Genomic DNA, 12,199 nt, shown 5'->3' on the forward strand with positions numbered 1-12,199 from the left:
GGACCCGGTTGAAAGGACCCGAGAGATGAGCACCTGGGACGAGTCGGTCTTCACGGACGAGGCGGCCACGGACTTCCTCGATGAATGTGACGACCTCGAGCAGGCGGACTTCGTCGCCGCACTGGTGGACGCCACGACGGTGGCACTCAATCACGCCGGACGGGGCACGGCGGACTTCCGGACGGGGCTGTGTGCCGCGACAGTGGCGGCGATCTGGTCGGGTGCACCTTTCACCGCCGCCGATGCGGTGGACGCCCACCCGCACATCCGCACCGGGATCGGGGAGTGCCCCGAAGAGCTCGAAGCGGTCGCGCTCCAGTTGCTGGACCGGGAGCTGGAGACGACGGGGGACGACGCGCCGGACGGACTGGAGACGGCGGTCGAGGCACTGAGCTGACAGCGGCCCGGCACCGGCCCCGGCCCCGGCACCGTGGTAGACGCCGGGGCCGACGGCGGCTGAGGCTGCCGGCCGTGTCCCGGACCCTGCTCGGCGGGTCACCTCGGCGAGCGCGCTAGGCTGTGGTGGAGAAAAAGTAGTCCCCGTACTACCCCGTCCCCCCGCTAGGAGCATTCACGCATGGCTGACACCGCAGATCTCACCTTCGACCCGGTCGCGGACCTGGCCGTCGACAACAACGGCGACCTCCAGTACAAGGTCCGCGACCTGTCGCTGGCCGCGGAGGGCCGCGAGCAGCTGCGGCTCGCGGAGTACGAGATGCCGGGTCTGATGGAACTGCGCCGCGAGTACGCCGACGAGAAGCCGCTCGCCGGCGCGCGCATCGCCGGCTCGATCCACATGACGGTCCAGACCGCGGTGCTCATCGAGACGCTCACCGCCCTCGGCGCCGAGGTCCGGTGGGCCTCCTGCAACATCTTCTCCACCCAGGACGAGGCCGCCGCGGCCGTCGTCGTCGGTGCGGACGGTACCCCGGAGGACCCGAAGGGCGTCCCGGTGTTCGCGTGGAAGGGCGAGAGCCTCGACGAGTACTGGTGGTGCCTGGAGCAGGTCTTCGACTGGGGCGACGTGCAGCCCAACATGATCCTCGACGACGGTGGCGACGCCACCAACGCCGTCATCACCGGCAAGGAGTTCGAGGGCAACGGCCTGGTGCCGGAGCCGTCGACCGAGGACCCGGACGAGTACCAGGCCTTCCTGCGCATGCTTGCCCGCGTCTACGGCAAGGACGCCACCCGCTGGACCAACGCCGCGGAGTCCGTCAAGGGCGTCACCGAGGAGACCACCACCGGTGTCCACCGCCTGTACCACTTCGCCGAGCAGGGCACGCTGCCCTTCCCGGCGATGAACGTCAACGACGCGGTCACCAAGTCCAAGTTCGACAACCGCTACGGCACCCGCCACTCCGTCATCGACGGCATCAACCGCGGCACCGACATGCTCATCGGCGGCAAGGCCGCGCTGGTCTGCGGCTACGGTGACGTGGGCAAGGGTGTCGCCGAGGCGCTCAAGGGCCAGGGTGCCCGGGTGAAGGTCACCGAGGCCGACCCGATCAACGCCCTGCAGGCCCTCATGGACGGCTTCCCGGTCGTCACCGTCGACGACGCGATCGGCGAGGCCGACCTCGTCATCACCTCGACCGGCAACCTGGGCATCATCTCCTTCGCGCAGATGCAGAAGATGAAGAACCACGCGGTGCTCGGCAACATCGGCCACTTCGACAACGAGATCGACATGGCCTCGCTGATCCACCGTCCCGATGTCTCCCGCATCACCATCAAGCCGCAGGTCGACGAGTTCACCTTCCCGGACGCCGACGGCAACCCGCTGAGCATCGTGGTCCTGTCCGAGGGACGCCTGCTGAACCTCGGCAACGCGACCGGCCACCCCAGCTTCGTCATGTCGAACTCCTTCGCCGACCAGACGATCGCCCAGATCGAGCTGTTCACCAACGGCGACAAGTACGGCAACGAGGTCTACCGCCTGCCGAAGATCCTCGACGAGAAGGTCGCCCGGATCCACGTCGAGGCACTCGGCGGTCACCTCACCACGCTCACCAAGGAGCAGGCCGAGTACATCGGTGTGGATGTCGAGGGTCCGTTCAAGCCCGAGCACTACCGCTACTAGGATCCGGCGCGCATGATCATCGCGTTCGAGGGCATCGACGGTGCCGGCAAGAACACCGTCGTCACGGCGCTGGAGAAGGAGCTCATCGCCCGGGAGGTCCCGGTCGCACGGCTCGCCTTCCCCCGCTACGAGGCCTCGGTCCACGCGCAGCTGGCGTCCGCCGCGCTGCACGGGGAGATGGGTGACCTCGTCGATTCCGCCTACGGCATGGCGACACTGTTCGCCCTGGACCGGGCCGAGGTCGCCGAGGACCTGGCGGGGTTCGACACGGACGGCTATGTCGTCCTGCTCGACCGCTGGGTCGCCTCGAACGCGGCGTACTCCGCGGCGCGGCTGCAGCAGAATCCGGTGACCGGCGACGTCGTCGGCTGGGTCGCCGCCCTCGAGTTCGACCAGCTCGGCGTCCCGTCACCGGATCTGCAGGTCCTCGTCGACGTCCCCGACCAGGTGGCCGCCGACCGGGTCTCGGACCGGGCCGTACAGGACGCCACCCGGGAGCCGGACGTCTACGAGGCGGACAACGGGCTGCAGGTGCGGACGTTGACCGCCTACCGTGCCCTGGCTGACGCGCAGTGGAATTCCCCGTGGCTCGTGCTGGACAACAGCGGCGACCGGGGAGCCCTGGACGCGCAGCTCGCCGAACTCGCCGACGCCGTGGCGTCCGAGGGGTCGGAGGATCCCGCCGCCGACGGGCGGTAGCCGGCACCTTCCCGGATGATGCCGGCGGGAGCGGCTGCGCCGGACCTGACAGTCCCTCAGACATCACTGATGTGACAGACTGGTGTCCATGGCTGCCAAGATTCTCGTCGTCGACGACGACCCCGCGATCTCCGAGATGTTGACGATGGTCCTCCAGGGGGAGGGTTTCGACACGGTCGCGGTCGGCGACGGGGAACATGCCGTGACAGCGGCACGGGAGCAGCACCCCGACCTCATTCTCCTCGACCTCATGCTGCCGGGGATGAACGGCATCGACGCCTGCCGCGCCATCCGGGAGTTCTCGACGGTGCCCATCGTCATGCTCACGGCGCGGACCGACACGGTCGACGTCGTCCTCGGTCTCGAGAGCGGCGCGGACGACTACGTGCCGAAGCCGTTCAAGCCGAAGGAGCTCGTGGCCCGGGTCCGCGCCCGGCTGCGCCGCACCCCGGAGGAGACTCCCGAGAGCGCCCGCATCGGGGACATCACCATCGACTTCGGCGGGCACCAGGTCGCCCGCGCCGGTGTGCCGATCTCGCTGACCCCCATCGAGTTCGAACTTCTGGCGACGATGGTCTCCCGGCCCCGGCAGGTCTTCTCCCGGGAGGAGCTGCTCGAGAAGGTCTGGGGATACCGCAAGAGCGGTGACACCCGCCTGGTGAACGTCCACATCCAGCGGTTGCGCTCGAAGATCGAGAAGGATCCGGACAACCCCACCGTCATCCTCACCGTGCGCGGCGTCGGTTACAAGACGGGGGAGTAGGAGCCGCCGTGGACTCCACTGACGACCGTGGTGCCGGAGCGGCACCGGACAGTCCGGTGCCCGGCACAGTTTCCGGCACAGCGTCCGGTGAGGTTCCCGGTGCGACGTCCGACGCCGGGTCCGGCCGGCACGGCCATCACGGCATCCGTCGCCGGATCAACCGGCCCGCACTGCCGTTCTCCCGGGGCCGGGGCAACGGCTTCCGGCACGGCTCCGGGGGACACGGTTCCCACGATCCCCGCACGGTGCCCCGCGGGGAGATGGGGCCGGGGAGTGCCCGGGAGGCCGTACGCCTGCTGTTCCGGCGGCCGGTGACCTTCCTCGACCGGGCGTGGGAACTGCTGCGCCAGCGGTGGCGCACCTCGATCCAGATGCGGGTCATCGGCAGCGTGTTCCTGTCGTCGCTGCTGGTCCTGCTGTCTCTCGGGTTCGTCCTGACGAGCTTCGTGACCCAGCAGCTCCTCGACTCGAAGCATGACACGGCGGTCGACGAGATCGACCGGGCGCGGTCGGTGGTGGAGACCCAGTTCCGGAACTCGGACACGTCCAACCCGCTGCCGCTGCGGATCGGTGCGGCGCGCGCCGCGCTCACCGACCGCACCTCCGGGGCGGGGGACACCACGGCCGGAAACGGTACCGTCTACCAGGCCGTGCTCATCGCCCCGGATCTGGCGGGCAATGACGTGGCGAGCCCGGAGGGTATCCCGATCCCGGACAATCTCCGACGTTTCGTGCAGCACGGCCAGGTCACCACCGAGTACACCACGGTCAGGGAATCCGACGGGTCGCACAAGGCGCTCGTCGTCGGCAGTCCCGTCAGCTCGGATATCCGGGGCGTGGAGCTGTACCTGGTGATGCCGCTGGACAACGAGGAGAGCTCGCTGGGGCTGATGCGTGGCCTGCTGTCGGCCGGTGGACTGGTGCTGCTGGTGCTGCTCGTCGTCATCGCCTGGGTGTTCTCCCAGCAGCTGACGGTCCCGGTGCGTACCGCCTCCCGGATCGCGGAGCGGTTCGCGGCCGGTCACCTGCGGGAGCGCATGGCCGTCGACGGTGAAGACGAGGTCGCCCGGCTGGCCATCAGTTTCAACGAGATGGCGGAGAGCCTGTCCCACCAGATCCGTCAGCTCGAGGACTTCGGTTCACTGCAGCAGCAGTTCACCTCGGATGTCTCCCATGAGCTCCGGACGCCGCTGACGACGGTCCGGATGGCGTCCGACCTCATCCACGACAACGCCGAGGATCTCGATCCGGTGACCCGTCGGGCGTCGGAACTGATGAACGCGGAACTCGACCGTTTCGAGATGCTGCTCGGTGACCTGCTGGAGATCTCCCGTCACGATGCGGGTGTGGCGAACCTCTCCCTGGAGAAGGTCGACGTGCGTGGCGTGGTGCGCTCGCCGCTGGAGCAGGTCCGGGCGATCGCCGAGGACGTCGGCTGCGATATCGAACTCGACCTCCCCGATGAGCCGGTGATGGTGCAGGTGGATTCCCGTCGCGTCGAGCGGATCCTGCGGAACCTGCTGGCCAACGCGGTGGACCACAGTGAGGGGCGGCCGGTGCGGGTCGCGATGCGCACCGGCGGCGGGTCGCTGGCGGTTTCCGTCGTCGATCACGGCATGGGTCTGAAGCCGGGCGAGTCGGATCTGGTGTTCAACCGGTTCTGGCGGTCCGACCCGTCCCGGGAGCGCCGGACCGGCGGTACCGGGCTCGGGTTGGCGATCGCCAAGGAGGACGCCCAGCTGCACGGCGGGCGTCTGGAGGCGACCGGTGAGCCGGGTCTCGGCGCGTGCTTCCGCCTGACCCTGCCGCTGGAGCCCGGTGACGAGGTCCGGACGTCGCCGCTGCCGCTGGAGATTGACCGGGTCGACCCGGCCGACACCGCCGACACCGCCGACCCGTCCGGCGCGGCCGGTCCCGGGGACGCGGAACACGTGGCCGGTACGGACGGCACGGATGGCACGGCAGGAACGGACACCACGGACGCCGGTGCGGTCGATGATGCTGCACCGGGCGTCTCCGTGGCACACCCGGAGGAGATCGAGCAGGCGGACACCGTGTTCGGGGCCTCCGACCGGGATGCCGGGGATTCGGTGGGTGGCGTCGTCGACCAGCGGGACAGTGTGGATGTCACGGCCGGATCGGCGGTGACCGACAGTTCCTTCGGGGTCGACATCAGTGCTTTCGAGGGGCTGACCGAGGACGAACTGAGGATCGCCCTGAAGGAGGCGGCGGACATGGACTCCGGGGCCGTGGATGACACGGTCGACGACGGCGCCGACGGTGACAACTGCGCCGACGGTGCCGACAGTGGCGACAGTGCTGACAGCGTGGACAGTGCCGACAGTGCAGATGAGGAGGTGCGGGGTGAGGACCGTGACGGGAACTGAGCGTCGACGGATCATGGCGGTGGCCGCGACGGTCGCGGTGACAGGACTGGTCTCGGCCTGCGCGACGATCCCCGGTGACTCGTCGCCGGAGGCCGTGTCCAGTTACGCGTCGGCGCCGTACCAGGAGAATGTCCCCTCCCCGCAGCAGGGGCGGGCCCCCGACCTGCTGCTGCGCGACTTCTTCACGGCGTCCGCCCACCCGGGCAACAACCACCAGGCGGCGCGGGCGTTCCTCACCCGGAGCGCGGACGACGCCTGGCAGGACGCGACCGGCACCGTCATCCTCGACCGGATGGACCTCAACGCCGACGGCGCGGTCCATGACGGCCGGATCTCCTACACGGTGCGGGGCACCATCGTCGGCCGGCTCGGCAGCGGCGGGGTCTACGTCCCCGATTCCCGGACCTTCGAGGACACGCTGGAACTGACCCGGGTGGACGGGGAGTGGCGGATCTCCCGGCTGCCGGAGGGGGTCGTCCTCGACCGCACCGACTTCACCGCGACCCACACCGCCCGGGACATCTACTTCCTGGATCCCACCCGCCGGTTCCTCGTCCCGGACCGCCGGTGGATCTACAACCGCCAGGGCAACATCGGTGCCGCGCTGGTCTCGCTGCTCGCCGGCGGACCGCGCGAGGGACTGTCCCGCGGTGTGGTCAACTCCGTGCCGACCAGCGACCTGGTGCGGACCTCCGACAGTCCGGACGGCCAGTTCACCGCGGACCTCACCGGTCTCGCGGACATCAGCAGCGAGGACCGGAAGGTGCTGGCGGCACAGATCGTGTGGACGCTGGCGGCGTCCGATATCCGCGGCCCGTACCGCATCCTCGCGGACGGGACGCCGATCAAGGACGGTGACCGGTCCGAGTGGTCACTGGGTGACGTCAAGGAATTCGATCCGTCGCCGGTGGCGTCCGCCCCGTTGCGGGCGGTGCGCGACGGCTCCCTGGTGACGGTCACCGACGGGACCGCACAGCCGACGCCGGGCTGGACGGCCGCCGGAACATTCGAGTCCGCGGACGTCGCGGGCGACAACGGGGCCGTCGCTGCGGTGACCGGCAGCGGTGACAGGCGGAAGCTCCAGGTCGGCAAGCCGGACGAGAATCCGGTGACGGTGGACGAGGCGGACTCCTTCACCCGCCCGAGCTGGACCGGTGATTCCCAGACGGTCTACGCGGTCGCCGACGGTGACAAGCTCCGTCGGTACACCCGGGAGGCCACGGGCCACGGGCTGTCGCGTACGGAGGTGGATTCGTCGTCGTTGAAGGCGACCGGGATCCAGGATCCCCGGATCAGTGTGCTGTCGGTGTCCCGCGACGGGACCCGGGTCGCGATGATCATCAACGCGCAGGTCTACGTCAGCACCCTGGAGCGGGGCGGTGGCGACGGCAGGGACGGTGGACCGGACACGGTGCGGCTCGGGACGCCGGTCCAGGTCGGCCGGGAACTGGGGCCGACGGTGTCGGTCGGCTGGCGGCCGGACGGGTCCCTGCTGGTCGGCACACGCGCGTTCGACGGGCCGGTCTGGACGGTGGCCGTCGACGGGGCCGAGGCGACCCGGCTGTCGGCGCGGAACGTCACCCCGCCGGTGGTGGCCGTCACCGACACCGGGAAGGTGACCTACATCCTCGATGAACGGGCCGTGCTCCAGCTGGAGGACGACGACGAGTCCGAGTCCGACTCCGAGAACGCCATCTGGCGGGAGGTTCCCGCGCTGCAGGGCGACCGGGCGTTCCCCGTCATCGGGGACAACTGAGCTGGGAGGTCGGTCAGATGGGGGGACTGCCGGCGGAACTCGCGGCGCTGATCTGGCGCCGGGACTGTCCGGGGTGCGGTGCGCCGGGGGAGGGGGTGTGCCCCGACTGCCGGATCCGGTTGCGCGCCGTACCCCACCGGGTGGGCACGGTGGACTGGCCGCCGACCTTCGCGGCCGGCCCCTACGGCGGACCGCACCGGGCGGTGGTCCTGGCGGCGAAGTCCCACCACCGCAGCGACGCCGTCCGGGTCCTCGGGGAGGTCACGGCGGGCACGGTGCGGCATCTGGTCGCCGAGGGTGCCGTCGCCGATCCGCGACTGGTACCGCTGCTCCTGCTGCCGGCCCCGACGCGACCGTCGGCGGCGAGGAGGCGGGGCGGTTGTGTGGTCCTCGGGGCCTGCCGGGCGGCGGCCGGATCGTTGACGGCCGGCGGGGGGACGGTGCGGGTGGGGCAGGTGTGCCGGCTCGCCGAGGGGGCGAGGGACTCGGTCGGACTCGACCGGGTCCGGCGTCGGGAGAACATCTCCGCGGCCCTGCGGTTCGACACCGGGACGCTGGCGCAGCAGGCCGCCTGGGTCGCGCGGACCGGCGCGACGGTGGTGGTGGTCGACGATGTGAGCACGACCGGGGCGACGGTACGGCAGTTCAGCCTGGCGTGCGCGGCCCGGGGACTGCGGCCGGTCGCCGCCGTGGTGGTGGCGGACGCCTGAGCGGTGCCGGGCGGCGGCGGGAGCGGACCCGGGGCGGACCCGGGGCGGAATCCGTTGCGGCGCCGATCGCTCCCGGACGGGAACGGGGGTGGTCCGGGGTTCCCCGTCCGGGGGCGGTGCGGGGTACCGGGAACGGGCATCTGACGTCCGTTCTGGGTACTATGGGGGTGACAACGAAGCCACCGGCTCGTAGCCGTCCAGGGACAGTAAGGTCCGTGGAGCGGTGGGTGGCGGAACATGATCCGGGAGGATGAGCATGGCTGTGCAGAACGACCAGACCACCGCGAACGAGGGCGTTGCCGCCCCGGAGACCCAGGTCGAGATCACCGGCCGGAACGTACAGGTTCCGGAGCACTTCGCCGAGCGTGTGAACGCGAAGCTCGCCAAGGTGGAGCGGCTGGATCCCACCCTCACCTATTTCCACGTCGAGCTGCAGCACGAGCGCAACCCGCGCCGCACCGACGAGTCCGACCGTATCCAGATCACCGCCACCGGTAAGGGCCACATCGCCCGTGCCGAGGCGAAGGAGGACACGTTCTACTCCGCGCTCGAGGCTGCGGTGGCCAAGATGGAGCGCTCGCTGCGCAAGGTCAAGGCCCGTCGCAAGATCGCGCTGTCCGGGCACCGCGCCCCGATGTCCGTCGGGGAGGCGACCGCCGAGCTCGTCGACGAGGCGAAGAAGGAGGAGGCCACCCCGGGTCCGTTCGATGTCGATCCGTACGCGGACCAGTTCCTCCCGGGCCAGGTCGTCCGTGAGAAGGAGCACCCCGCCACCCCGATGAGCGTCGATGAGGCGCTCAGCGAGATGGAGCTCGTCGGGCACGACTTCTTCCTCTTCGTCAACGAGGAGAACGGGAAGCCCTCCGTGGTCTACCGTCGTCACGCCTACGACTACGGGCTGATCGCCCTCAAGGCGCCGGTCACCGAGGCCGCCGAGTAGCCGCCGGAACACCGGACATGCGGGGTGACCCCCGCCCGCCGGGCCCCGGTCGACGCGGTCGCGTCGACCGGGGCCCGGTCTGTCATGACCGGCCGGGTGCCGGCCGACACCGGCCGACACCGGCCGACACCGGCCGACACCGGTCGACAGAGTGTGATCTGTCCTACAGTCGGGTGGTCCAGGGGTGGACGGTGACGGGGGACGGCACGGTATACTGGCGGTTTGATCAGGATCACCGCCTACTGCAGAAGGGCATTCGGCACGTGCTAGGACTTTCGAAGATTCTCCGCCTCGGTGAGGGACGGGCGGTCAAGCGCCTGTCCGGTATCGCGGACCAGGTCATTGCCAAGGAGGACGCGTACGCGGCACTCAGCGATGAGGAACTGCAGGCGAAGACCGGGGAACTGAAGGAACGCCTCGAGAAGGGGGAGTCGCTCGACGACATCCTGCTCGACGCGTTCGCCACCGCCCGTGAGGCCTCCTGGCGTGTGCTCGGCCAGAAGCACTACAAGGTGCAGATCATGGGCGGTGCCGCGCTGCACTGGGGCTATGTCGCCGAGATGAAGACCGGTGAGGGCAAGACCCTGACCTGTGTGCTCCCCGCCTACCTCAACGCCCTGTCCGGCGACGGCGTGCACGTCGTCACGGTCAACGACTACCTCGCCAAGCGTGACTCGGAGTGGATGGGACGTGTCCACCGTTTCCTCGGACTGGACACGGACGTGATCCTCTCGGGCAAGAAGCCTGCTGAACGGCGGGACGCCTACAACGCCGACATCACCTACGGCACCAACAACGAGTTCGGCTTCGACTATCTGCGCGACAACATGGCGCACTCCCTCGACGACCTCGTGCAGCGCGGCCACAACTACGCCGTCGTGGACGAGGTCGACTCGATCCTCATCGACGAGGCCAGGACGCCGCTGATCATCTCCGGCCCGGTCGGTGGCTCGTCGCAGTGGTTCACGGCCTTCGCGCGGATCGTCCCGAAGATGACCCTCGACATCCATTACGAGGTCGACCCCAAGAAGAAGACCATCGGTGTGAAGGAGGAGGGGGTCGAGTTCGTCGAGGACCAGCTCGGTATCGACAACCTCTACTCGCCGGAGCACTCGCAGCTGGTGAGCTACCTCAACAACGCCATCAAGGCGAAGGAGCTGTTCACCCGGGACAAGGACTACATCGTCCGCAACGGCGAAGTGCTCATCGTCGACGAATTCACCGGACGCATCCTGGAGGGCCGCCGCTACAACGAGGGTATGCACCAGGCCATCGAGGCCAAGGAGAACGTCGAGATCAAGAACGAGAACCAGACGCTCGCGACGGTCACGCTGCAGAACTACTTCCGGCTCTACGACAAGCTGTCGGGAATGACCGGTACCGCCGAGACGGAGGCCGCGGAGCTCAAGCAGATCTACAAGCTCGACGTCGCCCCGATCCCGACGAACAAGCCCAACCAGCGCGTCGACGACATCGACCTGGTCTACAAGACCCAGGAGGCGAAGTTCGACGCGGTCGCCGACGACATCGCCGAGCGTGTCGAGAAGGGGCAGCCGGTGCTCGTCGGCACCACCTCGGTGGAGCGGTCCGAGTACCTGTCCCAGCTGCTCTCCGCCCGCCACATCCGGCACAACGTCCTCAATGCGAAGTTCCACGAGAAGGAGGCCGAGATCGTCGCCCAGGCCGGGCGGCTCAAGGCCGTCACCGTCGCCACCAACATGGCCGGCCGTGGTACCGACATCGTGCTCGGCGGCAACCCGGACATCATCTGTGACATCGAGCTGCGGGAGAAGGGCTACGACCCGGTCGAGGATCCGGAGGCCTACGAGAAGGCCTGGGACGACGCGATCGAGAAGGCCCGTGCGAAGTCCGACGAGGAAGCGAAGAAGGTCTGCGAGGTCGGCGGCCTGTACGTCCTGGGCACCGAGCGCCACGAGTCCCGCCGTATCGACAACCAGCTGCGCGGCCGCTGTGCCCGCCAGGGCGACCCGGGTGAGACCCGGTTCTACCTGTCGATGCGTGACGAACTCATGACCCGCTTCGTCGGCCAGGCCATGGAGAACATGATGACCCGGCTGAACGTGCCGGACGACATGCCGATCGACTCGAAGATGGTCACCAACGCCATCAAGGGCGCGCAGTCCCAGGTGGAGAACTCCAACTTCGAGATGCGCAAGAACGTCCTGAAGTACGACGAGGTCCTCAACGAGCAGCGCAAGGTGATCTACGGCGAGCGTCGGCAGATCCTCGAGGGCGAGAACGTCGCCGAGAACGTCCGTTCGATGATGGATGACACGATCGCCGCCTACGTCGACGGTGCCACCGCCGAAGGCTACGTGGAGGACTGGGACCTCGATGAACTGTGGAAGGCGCTTGAGGCGCTCTACACCCCGGGGGTGAACGCCCGGGAGCTCATCGACGGCTCCGAGTACGGCAAGCCGGGGGAGCTGTCCGCCGGTCAGCTGCTCGATGCCCTGCAGAAGGACGCCAACGCGCAGTACGACGAGCTGGAGGAGGCTGTCGCCGCGGTCGGTGGCGAGGAGCAGATGCGCGGGATGGAACGCGGTGTACTGCTCAACGTCGTCGACCAGAAGTGGCGTGAGCACCTCTACGAGATGGACTACCTCAAGGAGGGCATCGGCCTGCGCGCCATGGCCCAGCGCGACCCGCTGGTCGAGTACCAGCGTGAGGGCGGTGACATGTTCCGCCGGATGAACGACGGGATCAAGGAGGAGACGGTCCGCCAGCTCTTCCTGGTCCGCCAGCAGCTGGCGAACAGTGCCACGACGACCGGGGACCGCAAGACCGGTCAGGAACAGCAGCAGGACCAGTCGGTGCCGAAGACCATCATCGGCGGCTGA

General features: G+C 68.9%; 9 protein-coding genes. All 9 read left to right on the forward strand.

All coding sequences use genetic code 11. The features are described from left to right. The first annotated feature begins 25 nt into the window (after window positions 1–25). Complete coding sequence (locus FSW06_RS13755) at window positions 26–397, forward strand: DUF4259 domain-containing protein (protein ID WP_010119692.1); 372 nt, start codon at window positions 26–28, stop codon at window positions 395–397. A 180-nt stretch (window positions 398–577) separates the two neighbouring features. Further along, a complete protein-coding gene (gene ahcY, locus FSW06_RS13760; protein ID WP_010119691.1) occupies window positions 578–2,083 on the forward strand; it encodes an adenosylhomocysteinase in 1,506 nt (501 codons plus the stop codon). Window positions 2,084–2,095: 12 nt separating this feature from the next. Continuing rightward, complete coding sequence (locus FSW06_RS13765) at window positions 2,096–2,782, forward strand: dTMP kinase (RefSeq protein WP_010119690.1); 687 nt, start codon at window positions 2,096–2,098, stop codon at window positions 2,780–2,782. An 88-nt stretch (window positions 2,783–2,870) separates the two neighbouring features. Then, complete coding sequence (mtrA, locus tag FSW06_RS13770) at window positions 2,871–3,545, forward strand: MtrAB system response regulator MtrA (protein WP_010119689.1); 675 nt, start codon at window positions 2,871–2,873, stop codon at window positions 3,543–3,545. 8 nt (window positions 3,546–3,553) lie between these two features. Beyond that, window positions 3,554–5,932, forward strand: a complete 2,379-nt coding sequence (mtrB, locus tag FSW06_RS13775; protein ID WP_010119688.1) for an MtrAB system histidine kinase MtrB — start codon at window positions 3,554–3,556, stop codon at window positions 5,930–5,932. Further along, window positions 5,919–7,688 carry an MtrAB system accessory lipoprotein LpqB gene (lpqB, locus tag FSW06_RS13780; RefSeq protein WP_238525935.1) on the forward strand — a complete coding sequence of 590 codons (1,770 nt, stop codon included), beginning with the start codon at window positions 5,919–5,921 and terminating at the stop codon, window positions 7,686–7,688. The genes mtrB and lpqB overlap by 14 nt, the downstream gene beginning before the upstream one ends. A 17-nt stretch (window positions 7,689–7,705) precedes the next feature. Then, the gene (locus tag FSW06_RS13785) at window positions 7,706–8,398 is read left to right on the forward strand and encodes a hypothetical protein (RefSeq protein ID WP_010119686.1); all 693 of its coding nucleotides are present in this window, start codon (window positions 7,706–7,708) and stop codon (window positions 8,396–8,398) included. 256 nt (window positions 8,399–8,654) lie between these two features. Further along, window positions 8,655–9,338 carry a ribosome hibernation-promoting factor, HPF/YfiA family gene (gene hpf / locus FSW06_RS13790; RefSeq protein WP_010119684.1) on the forward strand — a complete coding sequence of 228 codons (684 nt, stop codon included), beginning with the start codon at window positions 8,655–8,657 and terminating at the stop codon, window positions 9,336–9,338. A gap of 263 nt (window positions 9,339–9,601) precedes the next feature. Next, window positions 9,602–12,199 carry a preprotein translocase subunit SecA gene (gene secA, locus FSW06_RS13795; protein WP_010119682.1) on the forward strand — a complete coding sequence of 866 codons (2,598 nt, stop codon included), beginning with the start codon at window positions 9,602–9,604 and terminating at the stop codon, window positions 12,197–12,199.

This window comes from Corynebacterium nuruki S6-4 (assembly GCF_007970465.1).
GTDB lineage: Bacteria > Actinomycetota > Actinomycetes > Mycobacteriales > Mycobacteriaceae > Corynebacterium > Corynebacterium nuruki.